Source organism: Enterobacter cloacae complex sp. HYC042_NIDB (assembly GCF_056673315.1).
On record NZ_CP109650.1, the window covers coordinates 1,533,592 to 1,558,124 of the forward strand.

Consider the following 24,533-nt stretch of genomic DNA (forward strand, 5'->3'; position numbering starts at 1 on the left):
ATTCGTCAAAGAGGAATAATCTATGCGTACGTTCAGTGGCAAACGTAGTGCGCTGGCGCTGGCTATTGCCGGTGTGACAGCAATGTCAGGCCTGGTGGTGACACCAGAGGCAAAAGCAGCAGGTTTCATCGAAGATTCTACCCTCACTGGCGGTATTTATTACTGGCAGCGTGAACGTGACCGTAAAGATGTCACAGAAGATAAATACAAAACCAACCTCTCACACTCCACCTGGAACGCCAACCTGGACTTCCAGTCAGGCTACGCCGCCGATATATTCGGTCTGGATATTGCCGCGTTTACGGCGATTGAAATGGCTGAAAATGGCGACAGCGGCCACCCGAACGAAATTGCTTTCTCCTCCAGCAATAAAGCCTATGACGAAGACTGGTCAGGGGATAAAAGCGGCATCAGCCTTTATAAGGCCGCAGCGAAATTCAAATACGGCCCGGTATGGGCGCGTGGGGGCTATATTCAGCCAACCGGCCAGACGCTGTTAGCGCCGCACTGGAGCTTTATGCCTGGTACCTATCAGGGGGCAGAAGCCGGGGCTAACTTTGACTACGGTGATGCAGGTGCGTTGAGCTTCTCCTATATGTGGACCAACGAGTACAAAGCGCCGTGGCACATTGAGATGGACAAGTTCTACCAGAACGATAAGAAAACCAAAGTCGATTACCTCCACTCGCTGGGCGCGAAGTACGACTTCAAAAACGATCTGGTTCTGGAAGCCGCATTTGGTCAGGCGGAAGGCTATATCGATCAGTATTTTGCTAAAGCCAGCTACAAATTTGATATCGCCGGTAGTCCGCTGAGCACCAGCTACCAGTTCTACGGTACGCGCGATAAGGTCAGCGATGGCAGCGTAAATGACATTTATAACGGTACCGCGTGGCTGCAGGCGTTAACCTTCGGCTATAAGGTCGGTCAGGTTGATTTGCGTCTGGAAGGCACGTGGGTGAAGGCGGAAGGGCAGCAGGGCTACTTCCTGCAGCGTATGACGCCGACCTATGCCTCATCCAACGGTCGTCTGGATATCTGGTGGGATAACCGCTCAGACTTCAACGCCGACGGCGAGAAAGCGGTCTTCTTCGGCGCCATGTATGACCTGAAAAACTGGAACCTGCCGGGCTGGGCGGTGGGCGCTTCTTACGCTTACGCCTGGGATGCAAAACCAGCAGACATGGCGACGCCGGATGCGTACTACGATCCAAACTATCGCCTGAAAGAGTCCTCCTACAGCCTGGATGCTATCTACACCCTGCAGGATGGCCGCGCGAAAGGCACGATGTTCAAGCTGCACTTCACGCAGTATGACAACCACTCCGATATCCCAAGCTATGCGGGCGGTTACGGCAACATCTTCCAGGATGAACGTGACGTCAAATTCATGGTTATCGCCCCATTCACCATCTTCTGATGAGCACACCGGCGGGCTGAGTCCCGCCGGTCTGGAGACTGCACATGATGAAAAAAATCGTAATCGTCGCGCTGATGGCATCAGGGCTGGTGGCGTGTGTTCAGACTCAGGCGCCGAAAGAGGACGCCCGTCTGAAGGAGGCGTATAGCGCCTGTATTAATACCGCGGAAGGATCGCCTGAGAAAATTGAAGCCTGCCAGAGTGTGCTAAATGTGTTAAAGAAAGAGAAAGCGCATGAGGTGTTCGCGACGCAGGAGAATGTTCGCGTGATGGATTATCAGGCCTGCATCCAGGCACGTAAAACCGGTAACGATCAGGAAGTGGCGAAGCGTTGCGATAAAATCTGGAACGAGATACGCAATAACAACAAATAAGTTGCTCTACGCCCGGTGGCACTTTGCTGACCGGGCTTTTTTCAGGCAAAAAAAAGCCAACCTTACGGCTGGCTCAGAGTATGAACGCTAACTTATTTTGTGTCGTGAGCGTGTTCATTCTCGCGGCAATCCCCTTCAGCGCAGTGACCGTAAAGGTACAGGCTGTGGTTGGTCAGGCGAATGCCATGACGAGCTGCGATTTCACGCTGACGCGCTTCGATGGAATCATCGCTAAATTCAATGACCTTGCCGCAATCGAGGCAGATCAGGTGATCGTGGTGATGCTGCTGGGTCAGTTCGAATACAGATTTACCGCCTTCGAAATTATGACGGGTAACAATGCCCGCGTCATCAAACTGGTTCAGCACGCGATATACGGTGGCCAGCCCAATCTCTTCACCCATGTCGATAAGACGTTTATAAAGGTCTTCCGCACTGACATGGTGATTGTCTGGACCCTGAAGCACTTCCAGGATTTTTAACCGAGGAAGCGTTACTTTCAGGCCAGCCTTCTTTAATGCGGTATTGTTGTCAGTCATGCGGAATCTGTCCTGTTGCTAAACGATTCACTTCTCTGGGAAGTGACAGAAAATGCACCTGGGATAATGCGTCTCATTATAGAACTGCCATGCCTAAATGAAAACTGCAAGTCTCAGGCAAAGTATGCTTATAAAAACGTGGTATCACCTACAAACTTGCTCAATGGAAACCACATTTTGCCAGGGAGACATTGTACAGGTCTGGACGAAAAAGTTAAAAGTTTGTAGCAATTAATTTAATCGGTTTTACCTGGAAAAGGGGCGCAACCCGCGTTGCGCCGTAAAAAATCAGGCGTTGAGAATATCGTCCAGATGCAGTTCTTCGCGGATCTGTTTAACCCACTTCTCTACACGCTCTGCGGTCAGTTCTGGCTGACGGTCTTCGTCAATGGCAAGTCCGACAAAATGATCGTCATCGGCCAGGCCTTTAGAAGCTTCGAAGTGGTAACCGGCAGTCGGCCAGTGGCCCACAATAACCGCGCCATTAGGCTCAATGATGTCGCGAATCGTCCCCAGCGCATCACAGAAGTACTCGGCGTAATCTTCCTGATCGCCACAACCGAACAGGGCAACCAGCTTGCCGTTGAAGTCCACCTCTTCCAGCGTCGGGAAGAAATCGTCCCAGTCGCACTGGGCTTCACCATAGTACCAGGTTGGAATACCCAGCAGCAGAATGTCATAGCCCTCGAGATCTTCTTTGCTGCTCTTGGCGATGTCATGCACATCAGCAACGTCTTTACCGAGCTGTTTCTGAATGTTTTTTGCGATATTTTCGGTATTGCCGGTATCACTGCCGAAGAAAATGCCGATGATTGCCATGAGTAAAATAACCTCTTGAAACTTAATGGTATGGTGGCGCAATTCGGCCACGGATAAGGGCAATAATAGCAGAACTGGCAACCCTGCGGAAACCGCTATCGCGCAGGACTGCACTCTGTGCTACATGAAAAGGGCGATAAAGGGGTTTTTCAGACTTATGCCTGGCTGCGCAGCGTCTCAAGTTGGGCGATGAGCATCTCTTCAATAAGCTCGCTGCGGCTGATGTTACGCGCCTCTGCCAGCTCGTTAAGCGCATCGACCGCGTCGGCGTTGAGCTTCAGTTCGACACGCTTAAGCCCACGATTTTTATCGCGTTTAAGCTGATTGCGTTTATTGATACGCAGCTGTTCATCGCGCGAAAGCGGATTCGTTTTCGGTCGTCCCGGTCGACGCTCATTCGCGAACAGATCTAGTGTCGTACGGTCCGTTTGTTCTTTGGCCATGATTATGAGACTTCGGGGGAAACACGCCGCCCTGCTAAAGCCCGGGCGATAAGCGCGCCATCATACATCACCAAAAACGGCACGCCAACGACTGGAAGCCCGTCATCTTCCAGTCGCTCTCTTTTTAATCAATTTGCAGTATCAGCGAGATAGCGGCGAATGGCGCGCAGTACAGCATCCGGTTTTTCCGCATGCACCCAGTGTCCGGCACCGGCAATGACGTGGGCGCGCGCCTGCGGGAATTGTGCCAGCAGCGTGTCGCGGTACGCGTCGGTAATATAAGGAGAGTTACCGCCGCGAATAAAGAGGGCAGGATGCGGCCAGGCGGGAACGGTTTCCCAGCCCACGATATTGTTGTACTGGTCCCACAGCACCGGCACGTTAAAACGCCACTGCCCGTCAACAAACGACTTCAAAAGGAACTGCACCACGCCTTCTTCATCAAGATGCTCACGCATAACCGCTGCAGCCTGCTGACGAGTGGAAACGCCAGCTTCGGTTACGGCATTGATCGCCGCGAAAATCTCATCGTGACGGCGAACGTCGTAATCCACAGGCGCAACGTCAATCACGACAAGCCCGGAAATTCGTTCTGGCGCCAGCGCGGTGAGCGCCATAACCGCTTTACCGCCCATTGAATGCCCGATGAGGGTCACCTTCTGCAGGTTGTGCGCGTCCAGCGTATCCAGCAGATCCTGCGCCATTGCCGCATAGGTCATCTCGTCTGAGCGGCCGGAAAGCCCGTGGTTGCGCATATCGACCTGCAAAATATCGTGATCGGTAACCAAATCACGGGCCAGCACGCCCAGGTTATCCAGGCTGCCAAAAAGTCCATGAACCAGCACGATGGGGGAATAATTGTTCGGCGATTGTGCAGTTTGCGCTCGGGTATTCAATTTCATGGCAAAGTTCTTTTTTTACGTATGTCAGGTTAGGGTATCATGTTGACCATTCTGCCGCCCGGCTGCAAGGTTCCAGTTTAATCTGACTTTTGCCGCCAACCTGGTTTGACGCTATCCGCTGTTGGGATTTGACCTTATAATCCCAATGACTTGTATTCAGATAAGATATCGCACTGGATTAAGATGAAAACAATCGAAGTTGATGACGAACTCTATCAGTATATTGCCAGCCAGACGCGGCATATCGGGGAGAGCGCGTCCGACATTTTACGGCGCATGCTTAAAATTTCCGCCGCTTCACAGCCTGCCACACCAGTTACCAAAGATGTCGTGTCTCAGCCGAGCGTTGCTGCACAAGCAAAACCTGCCGTGACGCCGGTAAAAGATAAAGTGCGCGCGATGCGCGAACTGCTGCTCTCCGACGAATATGCGGAGCAGAAAAAGGCGGTTAACCGTTTTATGCTGGTGCTGTCTACACTTTACTCCCTGGATAACAAAGCGTTTGCTGAAGCGACCGAGTCGCTGCACGGCCGTACCCGCGTCTATTTCGCGGGCGACGAGCAGACGCTGCTGCAAAATGGCAATCAAACCAAACCTAAACATGTCCCTGGCACTCCGTACTGGGTGATCACCAATACCAATACGGGCCGCAAGTGCAGCATGATTGAACACATCATGCAGTCCATGCAGTTCCCGGCGGAATTGATTGAAAAGGTTTGCGGTACAATTTAACCCTTGCATCATAAGGACCCGGTAATGGCAAATCACAGCCGTGCAGGCCAACCTGCACAACAAAGCGATTTGATTAACGTCGCTCAGCTGACCGCGCAGTATTACGTGCTGAAACCGGTCGTGGGCAACGCAGAACACGCAGTGAAGTTTGGTACATCTGGTCACCGCGGCAGCGCGGCGCGCCACAGCTTTAACGAACCGCACATTCTGGCCATTGCTCAGGCCATTGCGGAAGAGCGCGCTAAAAACGGCGTTACCGGTCCGTGCTACGTGGGCAAAGATACCCATGCGCTGTCTGAACCGGCGTTTATTTCCGTGCTGGAAGTGCTGGCGGCGAACGGTGTGGACGTGATTGTTCAGGAGAACAATGGGTTTACTCCAACACCGGCGGTATCAAACGCGATCCTTGTGCACAACAAAAAAGGTGGCGCGCAGGCTGACGGTATCGTCATTACGCCATCCCACAACCCGCCGGAAGACGGTGGTATCAAATACAACCCGCCTAACGGCGGCCCGGCTGACACTAACGTCACCAAAGTGGTGGAAGATCGTGCAAACGCGCTGCTGGCCGACGGTCTGAAAGGCGTTAAACGTATTTCTCTTGATGAGGCGATGGCCTCCGGTCACGTGAAAGAGCAGGATCTGGTTCAGCCGTTTGTGGAAGGGCTGGCGGATATCGTCGATATGGCGGCGATTCAGAAAGCTGGCCTGAAGCTGGGCGTGGATCCGCTGGGCGGCTCCGGTATTGAGTACTGGAAGCGCATCGCCGAGCACTACAAGCTGGATCTGACCATCGTGAACGATCACGTCGATCAGACCTTCCGCTTTATGCACCTGGATAAAGACGGCGCGATCCGTATGGACTGCTCCTCCGAATGCGCGATGGCGGGCCTGCTGGCGCTGCGCGATAAATTCGACCTGGCGTTTGCTAACGACCCGGACTATGACCGTCACGGCATCGTCACCCCTGCCGGGCTGATGAACCCGAACCACTATCTGGCTGTTGCGATCAACTACCTGTTCCAGCACCGTCCGCAGTGGGGCAAAGAGGTGGCTGTCGGTAAAACGCTGGTCTCTTCTGCGATGATCGACCGCGTGGTGGACGCGCTGGGCCGCAAGCTGGTGGAAGTGCCGGTAGGCTTCAAGTGGTTCGTTGACGGTCTGCACGACGGCAGCTTTGGCTTCGGCGGCGAAGAGAGCGCAGGCGCGTCCTTCCTGCGTTTCGACGGCACCCCGTGGTCAACCGATAAAGACGGCATCATCATGTGCCTGCTGGCGGCGGAAATCACCGCGGTCACCGGTAAAAACCCGCAGGAACACTACAACGAGCTGGCTGCACGCTTTGGTGCACCAAGCTATAACCGTATTCAGGCTGGCGCGACCTCTGCCCAGAAAGCGGCTCTGTCCAAACTCTCTCCGGAGATGGTCAGCGCAAGCACCCTGGCAGGCGATCCGATCACCGCGCGTCTGACGGCGGCACCGGGTAACGGTGCTTCTATCGGCGGCCTGAAAGTGATGACCGAAAATGGCTGGTTCGCCGCGCGTCCGTCCGGTACGGAAGATGCGTACAAGATCTATTGCGAAAGCTTCCTCGGCGCTGAGCATCGCCAGCAGATTGAGAAAGAAGCGGTAGAGATTGTCAGCGAAGTGCTGAAAAACGCATAACTGCGGTTTGTCTGCCGGGCGGCACTGCGTTTGCCCGGCCTACAACAGCGATCATAGGCCCGGTAAGCGTTAGCGCCACCGGGCTTTTTTTTAGCTATGTTTGTTCTTCAATTCAAATCTCGGCGACACCAGACCGTACAGCGTCCAGCCCATAAAGGTCACTATCGCCCCGTACAGCATCGCCTCCTGGCCAGACGAGTAGAGCGCATAGAAGCTGTATATCGCCCCAACCAGCGCCACGATATTCGCTACTCGCGCTTTGTGCGGATCCACCTTCGCCACCTTCTGAATGATCGCCAGCGCCGCCATCGACAGAATATACGGGATGATGTTCGTCACCACCGCCAGGTTGACCAGCACGTTGAACTGGCTGTTCAGCGACGGGCTGATGGTCATTAGCGATAATCCGCTCTGGAAGATGACAATTGCCAGCATCCCCTGCACCGGCGCATCGGCTTTGGTCACGCGGGAGAAGATTTTCGGGAAATAGCCTTCATCTGCCGAAGATTTAAAAACCTGTGCAATAGTGAACTGCCAGCCAAGCAGCGATCCGCAGCAGGACATCACCATCAGCCCCATGATCACTTTCCCGACTTCCGGGGTGAACATCTGCGCAAAGGCCAGTCCGAACGGTGCCGTGGAGTTAGCCAGATCCATGTTTGGCACGATCCCCGCTATCACGTTGGTTGAAACGATATAGATCACCGCCGCGCCCAGCGTCCCGCCGAGAACCGCAATCGGCACGTTCTTCTCCGGATTTTCCACCACTTCCGCATTTGCGCAGGCGGATTCCAGGCCCAGGAAAGCCCAGAGCGTCATGGCGATAGACGAGCCCACGGCGGTGAAGAACGGCACATGGTGCGGGTTCCAGGAGTTGGCGTACAGCGTCGGGCTAAACCAGAACCAGCCGATAATGCACAGACCGACCACCGGGATGATCACGCCCCAGACGGTGATGCTGCTGAGCTGTCCGGTGATGCGCGCGCCGCCAAAGTTGGCGACGGTACAGATCCACAGCACGCCGATCGTCGCCAGCCCAATTTGCACCGGGCTGAGCGTCGCGCCAAACAGCTCCGTACCGTAGCCCACGGCGGAGATGGCAATCGCCACGTTGGCGATCAGCAGCGACACCCCATAGGTATAGTTCGCCATAAAGTTGCCGGACTTGCCGAAGGCGTACTCGGCATAGCCGCCCATGCCGCCTGACTTGCGGCTGAACATCCCGCACTTGGCAAACGCCCACGCCAGCGCCATCGATCCGACAGCCGTCACCAGCCAGGAGATGATAGAGATGGTCCCCACCTCGGCAAGCTTGGTGGGCAGCATGATAATCCCGGAGCCCATCATGTTCACCATGGTGAGGATAGTCAGCTGCACCACGCCCATCTTATTGGACTTGCTCATAATTTTTCTCCTTTCAGCAGCGATGGCTGAGCAGCGGATTGTTTGATGACGTAGCAGCGAACCTGTTTGCGACCGTCACACTCCTCGACGTACACGCCCTGCAGCTCCGGCGCGAAGCCCGGCAGCAGGTTGATGCCTTCTTCCAGCGCGGCAAAGTAGCGCAGCACGGAACCGCCCCAGACTTCCCCTGGAACCACGCACAGTACCCCCGGTGGGTAAGGGAGAGCGCCTTCGGCGGCGATGCGGCCTTCCGCGTCGCGCAGGGAGACCAGCTCCACTTCTCCGCGCAGGTAGGCGTAGTTCGCGTCCTGCGGGTTCATCATCACCCGCGGGAAGTGAGACTTGCGGAACATCTCTTTTTGCAGCTGCTTCACGTTATGGCGGGCGTACAGGTCGTGCATCTCCTGGCAGATCTGGCGCAGGGTGTAACCCGCGTAACGTTCCGGATGCTGTTTGTAGAGGGAGGGCAGGACGTCTTTCAGCGGCACATCGCTCTCAAGCAGTTTTTCGAAGCGCACCAGCTGGGCGACCAGCTGCTGCAGCTTGCCCATGTCCTCCGCAGGGGTGAGCAGGAACAGGATCGAGTTGAGATCGCATTTTTCCGGCACGATGCCGTTTTCACGCAGGAAGTTGGCGAGAATGGTGGCGGGCACACCGAAGTCGTCATACTCCCCGGTGCGGGCGTTAATGCCCGGCGTGGTCAGCAGTAGCTTGCACGGGTCGATAAAATACTGATGCTCAGCGTAGCCTTCAAAAGCGTGCCAGCGTTCACCCGGTACGAAATGGAAGAAGCGCAGATCGGTTGCAATCTCTGCCGTGTCCCAGCTTTCCCACGCGCGGCCATCCACCGTCTCGGGCACAAATGGACGAATAAATCGGCAGTTCTCCAGGATCAGCTTGCGCGCCTCAATGCCCGTCACCACGCAGTCCATCCACATGTTGCGGCCGCTTTGCCCCTCATGCATGCGGGCGTTAATGTCCAGCGCGGCAAACAGCGGATAAAACGGGCTGGTGGAGGCGTGCATCATAAAGGCATTGTTGAGCCGCTTATGTGGGACATAGCGCTTCTGGCCTTTGATGTGGCTGTCCTTCTTGTGAATTTGCGAGGTCTGCGAGAAGCCAGCCTGCTGTTTATGCACGGACTGGGTGACCAGAATCCCCGGATCGTTTTCGTTCAGCTCCAGCAGCAGCGGCGAGCAGTCGGCCATCATCGGAATAAACTGCTCGTAACCCACCCAGGCCGAGTCAAACAGGATGTAGTCGCACAGGTGCCCAATCTTATCCACCACCTGACGGGCGTTGTAGATGGTGCCATCGTAGGTGCCCAGCTGGATCACCGCCAGGCGGAACGGACGCTCATCGCGTGCACGGCCAGGCGCCACCTCTGCCACCTGTTCACGCAGGTAGCTCTCCTCAAAGCAGTGCGCGTCAATGCCGCCGATAAAGCCGTACGGGTTGCGCGCGGTTTCCAGATAGACCGGCGTTGCGCCAGCCTGGAGGAGGGCACCGTGATGGTTAGATTTGTGGTTGTTACGGTCGAACAGCACCAGGTCGCCCGGAGTGAGCAGGGCGTTCAACACCACTTTGTTGGACGACGAGGTGCCATTCAGCACGAAGTAGGTCTTATCGGCGTTAAATACTTTTGCCGCATGCTGCTGGGCAATGCACGGCGCGCCTTCGTGGATCAGCAGATCCCCCATCGCCACGTCGGCGTTGCACAGATCGGAGCGGAACAACGTCTCGCCAAAGAAATCGACAAACTGATTGCCGGCAGGATGACGGCGGAAAAACTGCCCGCCCTGATGCCCCGGGCAGTCAAACGCGCTGTTGCCCTGCTTCACGTAGTCGACAAGGGCGCGGAAAAACGGCGGGCGCAGCTGGGTTTCATACTTCTGCGCGGCCGCTTCCAGCTGGCGTCCATAAAAGTCTTTGCTGGTGTCTGAATGCTCAAATACGCCGTGAATGCGCGATAAATAATCTGCCGGGATGATCTCTTCTTTGTGCGTCGCCACAAATACGGGAATGCCAAAACCGGTAGCTTCTATTTCTTCCAGGATACCGCTGGCAATATCCGTGACCGCCAGAACAATGGCGGCAACATCAATATAATCAGAAGCGCGGACATCCACCACTTCACGCTGGGTAGTAAAGCAGTCCGGACATGCACGGCTGGCTGCGATTTTTAAATTTTTCATCTTTCTCTCTTTATTTTAGGTAATAAGCGTCCCTCGATTTCTTGCAAGAAAGAAATCGATAATTTTCCGGAAAAAAAGCAATGGGTAGCCGCTGATTAAAATCAGTGAATTGCTTTTTTGATGATTGAAATTCAGTCCGCCCGGTGCGGATGAGTCTGAATCAAGATGAATGAGCGCACGAGTTCACAGGCAATTGCCTGTAAGTTAAGGTGTTTCAGGATAAGCTGTAAGCGAGTGCGCCAGAAGTCGAAGGACTACCGGGCATTAAAGAGATGAAAGTCAAAGCAGTTTCGGTGGGCAAACATCATAATATGCGTTGTCCGCCTTATATGGGGCATTAAGCGATTGTTGTTTTCCATGTTTCATTTTCCTTTCAGTAATTGAAAGCATGGTCATTTTATCCAGGCAAAGGCGATTAACCGTGAAGCAGATCACTATTAACCGATCATTTCAGAAATAATTAGTCGTTTTTGATGAATAATGCAGATCAAAATTCTGAATTGTTAGTATCACGTTAATAGATTGTGTTGTGAATGTTTGATATGAACGTAAATAATCAAAAAAATAACGGTTGGGATATTTGTGAAATATTTTCTGAGGGGTTTCGTTTTTATTTAAAAATAAATTGAATAGTTATTCAAAGCATAAACCGATAACCGATACCGGTTTCAGTTAATAAATGACGGGGGCGCGCGGGGTCAACTTCAAGTTTCTGGCGAAGATGTCCCATATATATGCGTAAATAGTGACTATGCTCCACCGCGTTGGGTCCCCACACCTGACTTAACAGCTGGCGCTGGGTGAGTACTTTACCGTGATTATTAAGCAGCACGGCGAGCAGGCGAAACTCGATTGGCGTGAGATGGATTTCTTCTTCACCGCGCACAATACGTCGCGCGGCCAGATCAACCCGGATATCCCCAAACGTGTAGGTTGGGTCAGCAGGCGTGGTTGCGCTGTGGCGGCGCAGGGCCACGCGCAGGCGAGCCTGTAGCTCGCCGATACCAAAAGGTTTTATCAGATAGTCGTCCGCCCCGGCATCCAACGCGGCGATTTTATCCGTCTCTTCAGTACGTGCGGAGAGCACCAGAATCGGCATCTGGCTCCACTGACGTACCTCGCGGATAAAATCGATGCCGTCACCGTCCGGCAGGCCAAGATCGAGGATCACCAGGTCCGGCTTGCGGGTTGCGGCTTCAATTAGCCCCCGCTGAAGCGTACCCGCATCATGAACGCGCAGACCATCACCTTCCAGCGCTGCGCGCAGAAACCGGCTAATGGCGATCTCATCTTCAACAATCAGAACGTTGATCACAAATCCTCTGGTAATTCATTCAGTTCCGGCGGGGTTTCCAGAGGAAGTGTAACACAAAAACGCGCGCCGCCTTCCGGACGATTCTCCGCGAAAATGGTTCCGCCATGAACATCAATTATTGCCTGACAAATCGCCAGCCCCAGCCCCACGCCCGGGATGGCAGACTCTTTATTGCCGCGTGCGAATTTTTCGAAAATAGCCATCTCCTGTCCGGCAGGAATGCCCGGCCCGGTATCCCAGACGTCAAGACGAAGCGTGTCGTCGACCACCGTCGCATCCACTCCAATCCGGGCGCTGGCACCCGCATATTTGCCGGCGTTTTCCAGCAGATTAATTAACACTCGTTCAAACAGCGGACCGTCGACGTGAATTAACGTCAGGGGCTCGGGCATGTTCAGCGCAATATGCCGCCCACCGAGGCCGGGTTCTAGCATTTTCAGCGCGCTGCCCACCACCTCTTCAAGCGTGAGCCACTCTTTTTTGAGGTTAAAACCGCCCGACTGGATCCGCGCCATATCGAGCAGGTTATTCACCAGGCGCGTGGTATTGAGCACGTGCTGACGGATTTCGCTGGCCTGCATGGCGTGTTTTGAACCTTCCGCTGCCAGGTCCAGCGTCAGGATTTCCGACTGGCCAAACAGGACGGTAAGAGGTGTGCGCAGGTCGTGAGACAGCGCCGCCAGGAGCGAGTTACGAATGCTTTCGCGCTCGCTTGCCAGCCGGGCCTGCTCTTCGCTGGCGGTGAGGGCCAGCCGTTCCAGCGCGCTGGCAACCAGCAGCGTAAAGGTCTCCAGCAGTCGCTGCTGTTCGGGGATCATCAGCTGGCGCAGATTAGAGGGCTCCACGATAACCAGCCCCAGATTTTTATCGGCGCTGCGCAGGGGCAGAATTTGATAGGGCACGCCGGGCAGGGTGTCGGTTCCTGCACCCGCCGGTAGCCCTTTATCAAAGCTCCAGCGGGCGATGGCTTCGTCCCAGGGCGTCATGCCCGAGGCCGACGTCAGCGGGCGCAGCTTGCCGTGATCGTCCGGGAGTAAAATCAGGTTGCTGGCGTGAAAGGTCGAGCGAATAAACTGCTCGCTGGTCTGCACAATATCCAGCGGCGTGCGGCCCACCGCCAGCGATTTCGACATCTCATAAAGATGCCGCGTGCGCTGTTCGCGATAGCGGGCGATACGCGCCTGGTAGCGCACGCCAGCCGTTAAGTTACCTATCACCAGCCCGACGGTGAGCATCACGGCGAAGGTGAGGATGTACTGTACGTCCGAGACGGCGAGCGTCCCGCGGGGGGCAATAAAGAACAGATCGAAGCTGATGACGTTAATAACCGTCGCCAGTACTGACGGCCAGCGTCCGTAAAAGAGCGCCACCACTACCACGCCCAGCAGGTAGATCATCACCAGGTTGGCCGCGTCGAAGGCAATCAGCCATTTGCTGGCGATTATAGTGATCAGGGCGCAGAGCACGACGGCGACAAGGCAGCCGCGGAGTTGAATGCGCCATTTATCGCTGAAGGCCCGACTGTCCGGCGCGCGGCTGGGGAGGGGAGCAGGTTTATCATCCAGCGCCACGATCACCAGGTCCAGATCCGGCGCGCGGCGGGCCAGCTTGTCGGCAAAGGATTCGCGGCTAAACCAGCGGCGATGCTGGCGGCGGCCAATGACAATTTTCCCCAGGTTATGCTCGCGCGCGTAGCGCAGAATGGCTTTATCTTCCTGCGGATCGGAAAGGGTAGCGGTTTCGGCACCCAGCTCCTGCGCCAGGCGCAGCGAGCTCAGGATCGCGCGGCGCTGATTTTCGGGCAGAGCGTGCAGCTGCGGCGTTTCGACATACACCGCATGCCAGACGCTGCCAAATTTGGCCGCCAGGCGCGCAGCGGTGCGGACCAGCTTTTCATTGCCGCTGCCGTGCCCCACGCACAGCAGAATGGCATCCCGCGTATGCCAGACTCGCTCCTGTCCCTGCAGGTCACGCCAGGCGCGCATCTGATCGTCAACGCGGTCGGCAGTACGCCGCAGGGCCAGCTCGCGCAGGGCAATCAGGTTACCTTTGCGGAAGAAATGTTCGATGGCGCGCTCGGCCTGGCCGGCAATATAAACCTTGCCTTCGTGCAGGCGCTGGCGCAAATCGTCAGGAGGCAGGTCAACCAGTACCACCTCATCGGCAGAATCAAAGAACGGGTCGGGCACCGTCTCGCGCACCTGAATGCCGGTCACGCCGCTGACTACATCGTTCAGGCTTTCAAGATGCTGAACGTTAACCGTTGTGAACACATCAATGCCGGCCTCGAGCAGCTCTTCAACATCCTGCCAGCGTTTGGGATGGCGTGAGCCTGGCGCATTGCTGTGCGCCAGTTCGTCCATCAGGATAAGGGCAGGGCGGCGCGCGAGGGCGGCATCAATATCAAACTCCGTAACTAACCGACCACGGTGGCTGATGCGGCGGGGCGGCTGGGTAGCCAGCCCCTTCAGCAGCGATGCTGTCTCTTTACGTCCGTGGGTTTCAACCACGCCGATCAGAATATCGAGCCCCTGCGCTCGAAGCCGCTGGGCTTCCGTCAACATGGCGAAGGTTTTCCCGACGCCCGCGCAGGCGCCAAAGAAAATTTTCAGTTTGCCGCGATGGGCTTCAGCCGTCTGTTCAAGCAGCCTGTCCGGATCCGGGCGCATGGGCTCGTCGGTCATTTAGTTTTTCCTTAGCGCGTCCAGCGCCAGATTCAGCTCAACAATATTTACCACGGGCATGCCGATGAAGCTGACCAGCGGCTTTTGCGTGTGCTCTGCCACCAGCTTGCTCACCTGTTCGACGGTCAACTGACGGGCGGCGGCGACGCGCGGGATCTGCCAGGCCACCGCTGCCGGCGTCAGGCTGTAGTCCAGCCCGCTGGCCGAGGCGGTCACCAGCTCTACGGGCACCTCGCGGCTGGCCTGAGGATTGGCGGCACGCAGGGTTGCCACGCGTTCAGCGACGGCTTTGTCCAGCTCCGGGTTGCTGCCCGCCAGGTTACTGCCGCCGGATGCCATCGGATTATACGGGCTTTCGGCAGTGGCGGAAGGGCGTCCCTGGAAGTAGCGAGCATCCGTAAAGTTCTGACCAATCAGGCGTGAACCGCGGTTTTCGCCGTTTTGTATAATCAGCGAGCCGTTAGCCTGATCCTTAAACCACCACTGGCCCAGCGCGGTGGTTACCAGCGGGTACAGCCCGCCAGTAATGAGAGACAGCAGAATAAACAAAAGTATAGCGGGGCGTAACATCGTCATTTGATTCACCTTTTAAACCAGCCCGAACAGGGTCAACAGCAGGTCGATAGCCTTGATACCGATGAAAGGCACCACCAGCCCGCCCAGGCCGTAAATCCACAGGTTGCGGCGCAGCATGGCGGCGGCGGTCAGCGGCTTATAGCTCACGCCCTTCAGCGCCAGCGGAATAAGAAAGACAATGATCAGGGCGTTGAAAATCACCGCGCTCAGAATGGCTGATGCCGGAGAGTGCAGGTGCATCACGTTCAGCGCATTGAGCTGCGGATAGGTGGCCGCAAAGGCCGCCGGGATAATGGCAAAATACTTCGCCACGTCGTTGGCGATACTGAAGGTGGTCAGCGAACCGCGCGTCATCAGCATCTGCTTGCCGATGTGCACCACCTCAATCAGCTTGGTTGGGTTAGAGTCGAGGTCGACCATGTTGCCCGCCTCTTTTGCCGCCTGGGTACCGGAGTTCATCGCCACCGCCACGTCGGCCTGCGCCAGGGCAGGGGCATCGTTGGTACCGTCGCCCGTCATCGCCACCAGACGACCTTCCGCCTGATACTGACGAATCAACGCCAGTTTCGCTTCCGGCGTGGCTTCGGAAAGGAAATCATCCACGCCCGCTTCGGCGGCAATCGCCGCGGCGGTAAGACGGTTATCCCCGGTGATCATCACCGTTTTAATGCCCATTTTACGCAGCTGGGCAAAGCGCTCTTTAATGCCACCTTTGACGATATCTTTCAGGGCAATTACGCCCAGCACGTTCGCGCCTTCTGCCACCACCAGCGGCGTGGCCCCCTGACGGGCTACGCTTTCGACCAGGTTGTCCACTTCAGGCGGGAAGTGGCCATTGTTGGCCTCAATGTGGCGACGGATGGCGTCAACAGAGCCTTTACGGATCATGCGATCCTGAATGTTAATCCCGCTCATTCGGGTTTGCGCCGTAAACGGCACGAAGGTGGCATGCAGGCTCTGAACGTCGCGCTGGCGCAGGTTAAAGCGCTGCTTGGCGAGAACAACAATGCTTCGGCCTTCCGGGGTTTCATCGGCAAGCGAGGAGAGCTGTGCCGCATCCGCCAGCGTTTTTTCATCCACGCCCGGGGCGGGTAAGAATTCGGACGCCTGGCGGTTACCGAGGGTAATGGTCCCGGTTTTATCCAGCAGCAAGACATCCACGTCACCGGCGGCTTCAACCGCGCGCCCGCTGGTGGCGATGACGTTAGCACCGAGCATACGGCTCATGCCGGCCACGCCGATGGCCGACAGCAGGCCGCCGATGGTGGTGGGGATCAGGCAGACCAGCAGCGCCACCAGTACGGTGATGGTGACCGGAGTGCCACCATAGGCGGAAAATGGCCACAGCGTCGCGGTTGCCAGCAGGAAGACGATGGTCAAAGCTATCAGCAGGATGGTCAGGGCAATTTCGTTCGGTGTTTTACGGCGCTGAGCGCCTTCCACCATGGCGATCATCCGGTCGAGGAAGGTTTCGCCCGGGTTGACGCTGCACTGGATCACCAGCCAGTCGGAAAGAATGCGCGTCCCACCCGTTACGGAGGCAAAATCACCGCCGGATTCACGGATCACAGGTGCGGATTCCCCGGTAATGGCGCTTTCATCTACCGATGCGCCACCTTCAATGACTTCTCCGTCGCACGGGATGATGTCGCCAGCTTCCACCAGCACCACATCACCTTTACGTAGTTCATCCGCCGGAACGTGGTCCATCTGCGCGCCGTATTTCGGTTCACGTAATTTCCGCGCAAACGCCGTTTTTTTCACCCCTTTCAGGCTGTTGGCCTGCGCTTTACTCCGGCCTTCCGCCAGCGCTTCGGCAAAGTTGGCGAATAGCACGGTAAACCACAGCCACAGGCTGATGGCCCCGGTAAACATCGCGTTTCCCGGCATGTGACCCGTCCCCATGGCAATCGCCAGTGCGGTGGTCAGGACGCTGCCGGCCCAGACGATAAACATCACCGGGTTGTGCCATTGCACGCGCGGGCTCAGCTTTTTGACCGCATCCATAAGCGCCTGACGAACTAACGTCGGTTCGAGCAGGGCCAGTTGTTTACGACTCATGACAAATACTCCGCAAAATCAGCGTAAAGAGAGAGTTTCCGCGACCGGGCCTAACGCGAGGGCGGGGATAAAGGTCAGGGCGCCGACCAGCAACACGGTGCCCGTCAGCAGGCCGATAAACAGCGCGCCGTGGGTCGGTAACGTCCCGGTGGTGGTCGGTTGGATTTTTTTATTCACCAGCGATCCGGCAATCGCCATAACCGGCACAATGATCCCGAAGCGGCCCACGAACATGCAGAACGCCAGCAGACAGTTCCAGAACGGAGAGTTGGCGCTTAAGCCTGCAAAGGCGCTACCGTTGTTGTTGGCGGCCGAGGAGACGGCATACAGCACTTCGCTAAAGCCGTGAATGCCCGGGTTAAAGATGCCGCTGCGTCCTGCTTCGGTCATCAGCGCCAGCGCGGTGCCGAGCAGCACAAGCGCCGGGGTGACCAGAATCGCCAGCGCGGTTAATTTCATCTCGCGAACGTCGATTTTTTTACCGAGGTATTCCGGGGTGCGGCCAATCATCAGACCGGCAATAAACACCGCCAGCAGTACGAACAGCAGCATGCCGTACAGACCGGAGCCCACGCCGCCAAACACCACCTCGCCGATCTGCATCAGCCACATCGGGATCATGCCGCCCAGCGCGGTGAAAGAGTCATGCATGGCGTTTACCGCCCCGCACGAGGCTGCTGTGGTGACGACTGCATAAAGGCTACTGGCAAGAATGCCGAAGCGGCTCTCTTTGCCTTCCATATTAATAGTGCTGTTCGCCCCAAGCTGCATGAAATGGGGGTTGCCGCTCCATTCAGCCCACATCACCAGCGCTACGCAGACCACAAAGATAAGCGACATCGTCCAGAGCAGAGTGCGGCCCTGACGGCGATCGTTGACCACATCACCAAAGGCGAAACAGAGCGCGGCGGGGATCAGAAAGATCGCCAGCATCTGCACAAAATTGGTCAGGGCGGTAGGGTTTTCAAACGGATGCGACGAGTTGGCGTTGAAGAATCCGCCGCCGTTGGTGCCGAGCATCTTGATGGCTTCCTGCGACGCCACTGGCCCCATCGGCAGGAGCTGTTTTGCTCCTTCAAGCGAGGTATACGGGGCGTAAGGCAGCAGGTTTTGCAGAGTGCCCTGCTGAATAAAGAACAGCGCGATAAGCAGCGCAATCGGCAGCAGGATCCACAGAGTAATGCGCGTCAAATCCACCCAGGCGTTACCCAGGGTACCGATTTTCTGACGTGCAAACGCGCGCGTCAGCGCGAAAATTACCGCGATACCGCTGGCGGCAGAGAGGAAGTTCTGCACGGTTAATCCAGCCATCTGGCTGAAATAGCTCAGCGTGGTTTCACCGGCATAGGACTGCCAGTTGGTGTTAGTGACAAAACTGACCGCCGTGTTCAGCGCAAGATGCCAGGACAGGCCCGGTAACTGTTGCGGATTCAGCGGCAGGATGCCCTGCAGCATCAGCATGGCAAAAAGCGCAATGAGTCCAACGATATTCAGCAGCAGAATGGCGATCAGATATTCACGCCAGTTCATCTCCCGATCGACTATCCCCAGTACGCGCCAGATCCCTTTTTCAACGCTTCCCGTGCCGGGCAGGGGGACGTTGTTGATCAATCGCGCCAGTCCCGAGCCCAGTGGTCTTGCCAAAACGAACAATACCACTAAGAAGCTGGCAATAAGCAAAAACGCCTGAGCAGCCATCAGAATGCCTCCGCGTTAATCAGGGCATAGACCAGATAACCCAATAACAGGAACACCAGCACGATGCCGGCAATAAGACCTGCACTCACAATCCACCTCCGGGTGACTTTTGTTGTTGTGCTAACGGTAGGATTTATGGCGCAAAGATTTCGCAAAAATCAGAAGGGTGGGTGTAAAAAAAGTATAAAAATGGCAAAGCCCACAATTTAACTATTGATAAGTAAGTTGTTAACTTTTTTGTAACTTAATTACGGCGCGAATGTAAATATTCACTAAATGGATAAAAATAAGTGGTCGGATGAGTAGTAAAATTACAAACAAAGCGATATTATTTTAGCCAGGTCACAGATTTCACATTTTCCGGAGAAGGTTTCCGGCCAACTACAGGGGAGAAAAAAATGGATCTTTATAAAGAGTATCCGGCTCATATCGTGTTCATGCGTCGCACTTTCGCCGTAGTGGCTGGCGTGCTGGCCCTGCCGGTGATGCTGTTCTGGAAAGATCGCGCGCGTTTTTACAGCTATCTGCACCGCGTCTGGGCGAAAACCAGCGAGAAGCCGGTGTGGATGGATCAGGCAGAGAAAGCGACCTGCGATTTCTATTGATACAACGCGGACACGTAGCCATAAAAAAACCGCCAATAGCAATATGGCGGTTTTTTTGTCCCTCGGGATTCGCGGTCCGTTGGGTGGTCTTGCAGCCCCTACCCGGGATTTTAATCATACCCTTCTGTAAGAAGATGGCAATCCCTCGAAGTCTTTATAAATTCCTAATTTTATTCGGGTATCTTACCTTTGCAGCGGATAGTAATTATGATGCTGCGTCCCTTTCCGCCATCTCGCAAATGGGCATCGGTCCTGGGAAAGGTGTATTTTCAGCCGTAAAGCAGCCCGCCTACCCGGGCTTGTGTCCACCGATTTATCACCGGTGGTGAACGGTGGAGCGGTTAGCAGCAGGGACCGCATAGTGAAACGCTATATATGCATCGCGTTCATTGTCGCCAGCGTACTCGTTGTAAAGAGTGATGAACCTAATGCGTTTGTCGCTTTAACCACGATAGCGCAGGACAAGTAGCGTTAAGGCCGCCCCGGGCGGCCTTTTTTATTTCATCCCGTCTACACTTCATGGCAAAGTAGTTCAATGCATGCTTTTTCCTTGTACGGCATGCCCTTATGGACATAATGGACAATAGCCTGGAGTTTTATGCCCACCCATCTGGTTTGGTTTCGCGCGGATTTGCGCGTACATGACAACATCGCTCTCGCGGCAGCCTGCCGCTCTGATGACGCCAGCGTGCTGGCGCTATTTATCGCCACGCCTGAGCAGTGGCAGCAGCATGATATGGCTCCGCGGCAGGCGGCTTACCTCAAATCACACCTGAACGAACTGCAGCACGCGCTTGCCGAGAAAGGCATTCCGCTGATCCACAAAGAGGTCAGCGATTTTACCGCGCAGCTTCATATGCTGCAGGAGATATGCCAGCAGAACGGCGTCACGCATCTTTTTTATAACTACCAGTACGAACTGAACGAACAGCAGCGGGACCGCCAGCTGGAGAAAATGCTGGGAGAGGTGGTTTGTGAGGGATTTGATGACAGCGTGATGCTGGCTCCGGGCAGCGTTATGACCGGCGGTCACGAAATGTATAAAGTGTTTACGCCGTTTAAAAATGCTTTTGTTAAGCGCCTGAAAGAGGCGCTGCCGGAGTGCGTACCCGCGCCCGCCGCCAGAGGAGAGGCTATAACCGATCTCCCCGAATTAACGTTCAACTATCCCCAACGGGCATTTGATGAACTTCTGTTCCCTGCCAGTGAGAAGGCCGCTATTGCGAAGCTGCGCCAGTTTTGCAAGCAGGGCGCGGGAGAATATGACGCGCGCAGGGATTTCCCGGCAATTGAAGGGACAAGCCGGTTATCGGCCTGCCTGGCGCTGGGCGTGCTCTCTCCTCGCCAGTGTTTGCATCGTCTTCTGGCCGAACAGCCGCAGGCGCTGGACGGTGGTGCAGGCTCGGTGTGGCTGAACGAACTTATCTGGCGTGAATTCTACCGCCATCTGATGACGTACCATCCCAATCTCTGCAAGCATCGTCCGTTCATTCCGTGGACCGACAGCGTAAAATGGCAGCACGATGAGGCACTTTTACAGGCCTGGCAAAAAGGGGAGACGGGCTATCCGATTGTGGACGCCGCTATGCGCCAGCTAAATGAAACCGGGTGGATGCACAATCGTCTGCGAATGATTACCGCGAGCTTCCTGGTGAAAGATCTGCTTATCGACTGGCGAATCGGAGAGCGCTATTTTATTTCTCAGCTGATCGATGGCGATCTGGCTGCGAATAACGGTGGCTGGCAGTGGGCGGCCTCTACCGGCACCGATGCGGCTCCCTATTTCAGGATTTTTAATCCGACCACTCAGGGGCAAAAATTTGATGCCAACGGCGACTTTATTCGCCGCTGGTTGCCCGCGCTCAGGAACGTTCCTGAAAAAGCGATCCATGACCCGTGGGCATGGGCGGATAAACAGGGCGTAAAGCTCGATTATCCCCGCCCGATTGTCGACCATAAACAGGCGCGCGTCGCCACGCTGGCGGCGTACGAAGCCGCCCGAAAAGTTTGAGAGAATGATGATGAAAAACAGTGAACTGGAACGTCTGATTAACGAAAAACTTAATACCGCCTCCTTTAGCGACTATGGCCCGAATGGCCTGCAGGTCGAAGGGCGCGAAACGGTGCAGAAAATCATCACCGGCGTGACGGCAAGCCAGGCGCTGCTGGATGAGGCGGTGCGTCAGGAAGCCGACGCGGTGATTGTCCATCACGGTTACTTCTGGAAAAACGAATCGCCGATTATCCGCGGCATGAAGCGCAACCGCCTCAAAACGCTGCTGTCGAATGATATCAACCTGTACGGTTACCATCTGCCGCTGGATGCGCATCCTGAACTGGGAAATAACGTCCAGCTGGCGCAGCTGTTAGGGATTACCGTGATGGGTGAAATCGAGCCGCTGGTGCCGTGGGGCGAACTGTCGATGCCGGTACCGGGGCTGGAGCTGGCATCGTGGATCGAAGCGCGGCTGGGGCGTCGTCCGCTGTGGTGCGGAGATACCGGGCCGGATACCGTGAAGCGCGTGGCGTGGTGTACCGGCGGCGGCCAGGGCTTTATCGACAGCGCCGCGCGCTTTGGTGTTGATGCGTTTATTACCGGCGAAGTCTCCGAACAGACGGTTCACTCTGCCCGCGAGCAGGGGCTGCATTTTTACGCGGCAGGCCACCACGCTACCGAGCGCGGCGGTATTCGCGCCCTCAGCGAGTGGCTGACGGAAAATACCGATCTGGATGTGACCTTTATTGATATCCCTAATCCGGCCTGATGAGAGGTAGTTAAGTGCAGCGAGCGCGTTGTTATCTTCTGGGTGAAACCGCGGTAGTTCTGGAGCTTGAGCCTCCCGTGACGCTTGCCACGCAAAAGCGTATCTGGCGCCTGGCTCAGCGGCTGCCCGAGCTACCCGGCGTGGTTGAAGCTATTCCGGGTATGAATAATATCACCGTGGTGCTACGCGATCCGCACACCGGGGCGCTGGATGCCATTGAGCGTCTGCAGCGCTGGTGGGAAGAGAGCGAGGCGCTGGAGCCAGAATCGCGGGCGATTGAGATCCCGGTTGTCTATGGCGGCAAAGGTGGCCCTGACCTTGGCGTGGTGGCCGAACACTGTGGATTAACAGCAAAGCAGGTTGTGGAGCTGCACAGCTCGGTGGATTACGTCGTCTGGTTTCTGGGTTTTCAGCCGGGCTTTCCGTATCTGGGCGGATTATCTCCCCGGCTGCATACCCCGCGTCGGGCTGAGCCGCGCCTGAGCGTTCCCGCAGGAACGGTGGCGATTGGCGGTGAACAAACCGGAATTTATCCGCTTACTTCACCGGGCGGCTGGCAGCTTATCGGGCACACATCCACGCCGTTATTTGAACCCGGCCATGACGCGCCAATACTCCTGCGTCCGGGTGATACCCTGCGCTTTATCCCGCAGAAGGAGGGGGTATGTTAACGCTTATTCGCGCGGGGCTTTATACCTCCGTTCAGGATGCCGGACGCTTTGGCATGCGCCAGTCCGGCGTGAGCTACTGCGGTGCGCTCGATCGTCCTTCGCTGGAGATTGCCAACCTGCTGGTAGGCAACGCGGGCAGCACGGCGGCGTTAGAAATTACGCTGGGTCAGTGCGTTATTGAATTTGGTGAGGAGACCTGGTTCGCCTTAACCGGCGCGGGCTGTGACGCGACGCTGGACGGCAAAGCGGTGTGGACCGGCTGGCGATTGCGGGCGAAAGCCGGGCAGCGTCTGACGCTTAAGCGTCCTCTGCACGGCGTGCGCAGCTATCTTGCCGTGGCGGGGGGCATCGACGTGCCGGAGGTGTTGGGGTCGTCCAGCACCGACCAGAAAGCGGGAATGGGCGGCCATGAAGGACGGCTGCTGCGCGACGGCGATCGTCTTGCGATTAAGCCATCAGCGCGCCATTTCACCACCACGCAGGGCGTGAAGCAGCTGCTCTGGGGGAACGTGATCCGCGCCTTGCCGGGACCGGAATATCAGGAGTTTGATGAAGCCTCAAAAGAGTCTTTCTGGCGTTCGCCGTGGAAAATCAGCCCGCAGAGTAATCGTATGGGTTACCGGCTTCAGGGGCAGCCGCTGACCCGCACGACTGACCGGGAGCTGCTTTCCCACGGGCTGCTGCCGGGGGTGATTCAGGTGCCGGGCAACGGGCAGCCCATCGTACTGATGAACGACGCGCAAACTACCGGCGGCTATCCGCGTATTGCCTGCATTATCGAAGCGGATCGCTACCATCTGGCGCAAATCCCTCTCGGTCAGCCGATACATTTTGTGCAATGTACGCTGGAGGAGGCGCTAAAGGCGCGGCAGGATCGGCAGCGCTATCTCGAACAGCTGGCGTGGAGGCTTGATGGTAAAGATTGATTTAAACGCCGATCTGGGGGAGGGCAGCAGCGCCGATGCGGAACTGATGACCCTGGTCTCCTCGGTCAATATTGCCTGCGGTTTTCACGCGGGCGATGCGCAAACCATGCTGGAGAGCGTGCGTAATGCCATTAACAACGGCGTGGCGATTGGCGCTCACCCGAGCTTCCCGGACCGGGACAACTTTGGCCGCACGGCGATGGATCTGCCCCCTGAGACGGTCTACGCTCAGGTGCTCTACCAGATCGGCGCGCTGGAGGCGATAGCGCGCGCTGAGCATGGCGTGCTGCGTCACGTCAAACCGCACGGCATGCTCTATAACCAGGCAGCGAAAGATTCGGCGCTGGCGGAGGCGATTGCCCGCGCGGTGCGGGACTGCAATCCGCAGCTGATTCTGGTTGGCCTGGCGGGTAGCGAGCTTATTCGTGCCGGAGAACGGCTGGGGCTGACGACGCGGCAGGAAGTCTTTGCCGATCGGGGATATATGCCGGACGGCAGCCTGGTGCCGCGCACGCAGGCCGGTGCGCTGATTACTGACGAAAATAAAGCGCTGGCGCAGACGCTGGAGATGGTGCGCGCCGGGCGGGTGACCGCCGTGGATGGAACATCCGCAAATGTTCAGGCCGATACGGTGTGTTTACACGGCGACGGGGAGCATGCGCTCCAGTTTGCGCGACGCCTGCGGGCGGCGTTCTCTGAAGAGGGCATTCTCGTCAGCGCAGATTGATTATAAAAGGAC

Annotated in this window: 23 protein-coding genes; 10 read left to right on the top strand and 13 right to left on the bottom strand. The window is 56.4% G+C overall.

Annotated features, from left to right (window positions below; all coding sequences use genetic code 11):
• The first annotated feature begins 22 nt into the window (after nucleotides 1–22).
• Both chiP and chiQ read left to right on the top strand, forming a co-directional pair.
• The gene (gene chiP / locus OKF39_RS07275) at nucleotides 23–1,420 is read left to right on the top strand and encodes a chitoporin ChiP (protein WP_328728909.1); all 1,398 of its coding nucleotides are present in this window, start codon (nucleotides 23–25) and stop codon (nucleotides 1,418–1,420) included.
• A 47-nt stretch (nucleotides 1,421–1,467) separates the two neighbouring features.
• Nucleotides 1,468–1,794, top strand: coding sequence for a ChiQ/YbfN family lipoprotein (gene chiQ / locus OKF39_RS07280; protein ID WP_328728996.1), 327 nt, complete (start codon nucleotides 1,468–1,470; stop codon nucleotides 1,792–1,794).
• Between the two features lie 92 nt (nucleotides 1,795–1,886).
• Here the strand turns inward: chiQ and fur are convergent, their stop codons facing one another.
• The 4 genes from fur to ybfF all read right to left on the bottom strand — a co-directional run bounded on the left by fur (nucleotide 1,887) and on the right by ybfF (nucleotide 4,497).
• A complete protein-coding gene (fur, locus tag OKF39_RS07285) occupies nucleotides 1,887–2,333 on the bottom strand; it encodes a ferric iron uptake transcriptional regulator (protein WP_028012361.1) in 447 nt (148 codons plus the stop codon).
• 288 nt (nucleotides 2,334–2,621) lie between these two features.
• Nucleotides 2,622–3,152 carry a flavodoxin FldA gene (gene fldA / locus OKF39_RS07290; protein ID WP_008501067.1) on the bottom strand — a complete coding sequence of 177 codons (531 nt, stop codon included), beginning with the start codon at nucleotides 3,150–3,152 and terminating at the stop codon, nucleotides 2,622–2,624.
• Nucleotides 3,153–3,307: 155 nt separating this feature from the next.
• Nucleotides 3,308–3,595, bottom strand: coding sequence for a LexA regulated protein (ybfE, locus tag OKF39_RS07295; RefSeq protein WP_014883017.1), 288 nt, complete (start codon nucleotides 3,593–3,595; stop codon nucleotides 3,308–3,310).
• 128 nt (nucleotides 3,596–3,723) lie between these two features.
• Entirely contained in the window at nucleotides 3,724–4,497 is a 774-nt protein-coding gene (gene ybfF, locus OKF39_RS07300) for an esterase (RefSeq protein WP_479983633.1), read from the bottom strand.
• Nucleotides 4,498–4,680: 183 nt separating this feature from the next.
• On the opposite strand from ybfF, the gene seqA reads away from it, so the two are divergent.
• Together seqA and pgm are read left to right on the top strand one after the other, a co-directional pair.
• The gene (gene seqA, locus OKF39_RS07305) at nucleotides 4,681–5,229 is read left to right on the top strand and encodes a replication initiation negative regulator SeqA (RefSeq protein ID WP_028012363.1); all 549 of its coding nucleotides are present in this window, start codon (nucleotides 4,681–4,683) and stop codon (nucleotides 5,227–5,229) included.
• 24 nt (nucleotides 5,230–5,253) lie between these two features.
• On the top strand, nucleotides 5,254–6,894 hold the full coding sequence (gene pgm / locus OKF39_RS07310; protein WP_028012364.1) for a phosphoglucomutase (alpha-D-glucose-1,6-bisphosphate-dependent): 1,641 nt from the start codon (nucleotides 5,254–5,256) through the stop codon (nucleotides 6,892–6,894).
• A gap of 90 nt (nucleotides 6,895–6,984) precedes the next feature.
• On the opposite strand, the gene potE is transcribed toward pgm, so the two are convergent.
• From potE to kdpF, 9 genes are all read right to left on the bottom strand, one after another.
• Nucleotides 6,985–8,298 (bottom strand): putrescine-ornithine antiporter, encoded by a 1,314-nt coding sequence (gene potE, locus OKF39_RS07315; protein ID WP_045630860.1) that lies wholly within the window; start codon nucleotides 8,296–8,298, stop codon nucleotides 6,985–6,987.
• On the bottom strand, nucleotides 8,295–10,493 hold the full coding sequence (speF, locus tag OKF39_RS07320; RefSeq protein ID WP_479983634.1) for an ornithine decarboxylase SpeF: 2,199 nt from the start codon (nucleotides 10,491–10,493) through the stop codon (nucleotides 8,295–8,297). Before speF ends, potE begins: the two co-directional genes overlap by 4 nt.
• 254 nt (nucleotides 10,494–10,747) lie before the next feature.
• Nucleotides 10,748–10,852 (bottom strand): leader peptide SpeFL, encoded by a 105-nt coding sequence (gene speFL, locus OKF39_RS07325; RefSeq protein ID WP_003858645.1) that lies wholly within the window; start codon nucleotides 10,850–10,852, stop codon nucleotides 10,748–10,750.
• 278 nt (nucleotides 10,853–11,130) lie between these two features.
• Nucleotides 11,131–11,808, bottom strand: coding sequence for a two-component system response regulator KdpE (gene kdpE, locus OKF39_RS07330; protein WP_008501074.1), 678 nt, complete (start codon nucleotides 11,806–11,808; stop codon nucleotides 11,131–11,133).
• Nucleotides 11,805–14,492, bottom strand: coding sequence for a two-component system sensor histidine kinase KdpD (gene kdpD, locus OKF39_RS07335; RefSeq protein WP_248109748.1), 2,688 nt, complete (start codon nucleotides 14,490–14,492; stop codon nucleotides 11,805–11,807). The genes kdpE and kdpD overlap by 4 nt, the downstream gene beginning before the upstream one ends.
• Nucleotides 14,493–15,068, bottom strand: coding sequence for a potassium-transporting ATPase subunit KdpC (gene kdpC, locus OKF39_RS07340; protein ID WP_045261086.1), 576 nt, complete (start codon nucleotides 15,066–15,068; stop codon nucleotides 14,493–14,495).
• Nucleotides 15,069–15,080: 12 nt separating this feature from the next.
• The gene (gene kdpB / locus OKF39_RS07345) at nucleotides 15,081–17,129 is read right to left on the bottom strand and encodes a potassium-transporting ATPase subunit KdpB (RefSeq protein WP_028012370.1); all 2,049 of its coding nucleotides are present in this window, start codon (nucleotides 17,127–17,129) and stop codon (nucleotides 15,081–15,083) included.
• An 18-nt stretch (nucleotides 17,130–17,147) separates the two neighbouring features.
• Nucleotides 17,148–18,827, bottom strand: coding sequence for a potassium-transporting ATPase subunit KdpA (kdpA, locus tag OKF39_RS07350; protein WP_100170596.1), 1,680 nt, complete (start codon nucleotides 18,825–18,827; stop codon nucleotides 17,148–17,150).
• Nucleotides 18,827–18,916, bottom strand: a complete 90-nt coding sequence (gene kdpF, locus OKF39_RS07355; protein WP_014069365.1) for a K(+)-transporting ATPase subunit F — start codon at nucleotides 18,914–18,916, stop codon at nucleotides 18,827–18,829. Before kdpF ends, kdpA begins: the two co-directional genes overlap by 1 nt.
• 309 nt (nucleotides 18,917–19,225) lie before the next feature.
• Between kdpF and OKF39_RS07360 the strand changes: the two genes are divergently transcribed.
• From OKF39_RS07360 to pxpA, 6 genes are all read left to right on the top strand, one after another.
• The gene (locus tag OKF39_RS07360) at nucleotides 19,226–19,432 is read left to right on the top strand and encodes a YbfA family protein (protein ID WP_014069366.1); all 207 of its coding nucleotides are present in this window, start codon (nucleotides 19,226–19,228) and stop codon (nucleotides 19,430–19,432) included.
• Nucleotides 19,433–20,030: 598 nt separating this feature from the next.
• Entirely contained in the window at nucleotides 20,031–21,443 is a 1,413-nt protein-coding gene (phrB, locus tag OKF39_RS07365) for a deoxyribodipyrimidine photo-lyase (protein WP_479983635.1), read from the top strand.
• A gap of 10 nt (nucleotides 21,444–21,453) precedes the next feature.
• On the top strand, nucleotides 21,454–22,197 hold the full coding sequence (locus OKF39_RS07370; RefSeq protein ID WP_028012373.1) for a type 2 GTP cyclohydrolase I: 744 nt from the start codon (nucleotides 21,454–21,456) through the stop codon (nucleotides 22,195–22,197).
• A gap of 14 nt (nucleotides 22,198–22,211) precedes the next feature.
• Nucleotides 22,212–22,868: a 5-oxoprolinase subunit PxpB gene (gene pxpB / locus OKF39_RS07375; RefSeq protein ID WP_063942827.1), complete on the top strand. Its 657-nt coding sequence runs from the start codon at nucleotides 22,212–22,214 to the stop codon at nucleotides 22,866–22,868.
• Nucleotides 22,862–23,794, top strand: a complete 933-nt coding sequence (gene pxpC, locus OKF39_RS07380) for a 5-oxoprolinase subunit PxpC (RefSeq protein WP_028012375.1) — start codon at nucleotides 22,862–22,864, stop codon at nucleotides 23,792–23,794. Before pxpB ends, pxpC begins: the two co-directional genes overlap by 7 nt.
• The gene (pxpA, locus tag OKF39_RS07385) at nucleotides 23,781–24,521 is read left to right on the top strand and encodes a 5-oxoprolinase subunit PxpA (RefSeq protein WP_479983636.1); all 741 of its coding nucleotides are present in this window, start codon (nucleotides 23,781–23,783) and stop codon (nucleotides 24,519–24,521) included. Before pxpC ends, pxpA begins: the two co-directional genes overlap by 14 nt.
• The last annotated feature ends 12 nt before the right edge of the window (nucleotides 24,522–24,533 follow it).

Bases quoted from the DNA above. Each gene is read 5' to 3' on its own strand.
- chiP (WP_328728909.1), top strand. From the start codon at position 23: ATGCGTACGTTCAGTGGCAAACGTAGTGCGCTGGCGCTGGCTATTGCC.
- chiQ (WP_328728996.1), top strand. From the start codon at position 1,468: ATGAAAAAAATCGTAATCGTCGCGCTGATGGCATCAGGGCTGGTGGCG.
- fur (WP_028012361.1), bottom strand. From the start codon at position 2,333: ATGACTGACAACAATACCGCATTAAAGAAGGCTGGCCTGAAAGTAACG.
- fldA (WP_008501067.1), bottom strand. From the start codon at position 3,152: ATGGCAATCATCGGCATTTTCTTCGGCAGTGATACCGGCAATACCGAA.
- ybfE (WP_014883017.1), bottom strand. From the start codon at position 3,595: ATGGCCAAAGAACAAACGGACCGTACGACACTAGATCTGTTCGCGAAT.
- ybfF (WP_479983633.1), bottom strand. From the start codon at position 4,497: ATGAAATTGAATACCCGAGCGCAAACTGCACAATCGCCGAACAATTAT.
- seqA (WP_028012363.1), top strand. From the start codon at position 4,681: ATGAAAACAATCGAAGTTGATGACGAACTCTATCAGTATATTGCCAGC.
- pgm (WP_028012364.1), top strand. From the start codon at position 5,254: ATGGCAAATCACAGCCGTGCAGGCCAACCTGCACAACAAAGCGATTTG.
- potE (WP_045630860.1), bottom strand. From the start codon at position 8,298: ATGAGCAAGTCCAATAAGATGGGCGTGGTGCAGCTGACTATCCTCACC.
- speF (WP_479983634.1), bottom strand. From the start codon at position 10,493: ATGAAAAATTTAAAAATCGCAGCCAGCCGTGCATGTCCGGACTGCTTT.
- speFL (WP_003858645.1), bottom strand. From the start codon at position 10,852: ATGGAAAACAACAATCGCTTAATGCCCCATATAAGGCGGACAACGCAT.
- kdpD (WP_248109748.1), bottom strand. From the start codon at position 14,492: ATGACCGACGAGCCCATGCGCCCGGATCCGGACAGGCTGCTTGAACAG.
- kdpC (WP_045261086.1), bottom strand. From the start codon at position 15,068: ATGACGATGTTACGCCCCGCTATACTTTTGTTTATTCTGCTGTCTCTC.
- kdpB (WP_028012370.1), bottom strand. From the start codon at position 17,129: ATGAGTCGTAAACAACTGGCCCTGCTCGAACCGACGTTAGTTCGTCAG.
- kdpA (WP_100170596.1), bottom strand. From the start codon at position 18,827: ATGGCTGCTCAGGCGTTTTTGCTTATTGCCAGCTTCTTAGTGGTATTG.
- OKF39_RS07360 (WP_014069366.1), top strand. From the start codon at position 19,226: ATGGATCTTTATAAAGAGTATCCGGCTCATATCGTGTTCATGCGTCGC.
- phrB (WP_479983635.1), top strand. From the start codon at position 20,031: ATGCCCACCCATCTGGTTTGGTTTCGCGCGGATTTGCGCGTACATGAC.
- OKF39_RS07370 (WP_028012373.1), top strand. From the start codon at position 21,454: ATGAAAAACAGTGAACTGGAACGTCTGATTAACGAAAAACTTAATACC.
- pxpC (WP_028012375.1), top strand. From the start codon at position 22,862: ATGTTAACGCTTATTCGCGCGGGGCTTTATACCTCCGTTCAGGATGCC.
- pxpA (WP_479983636.1), top strand. From the start codon at position 23,781: ATGGTAAAGATTGATTTAAACGCCGATCTGGGGGAGGGCAGCAGCGCC.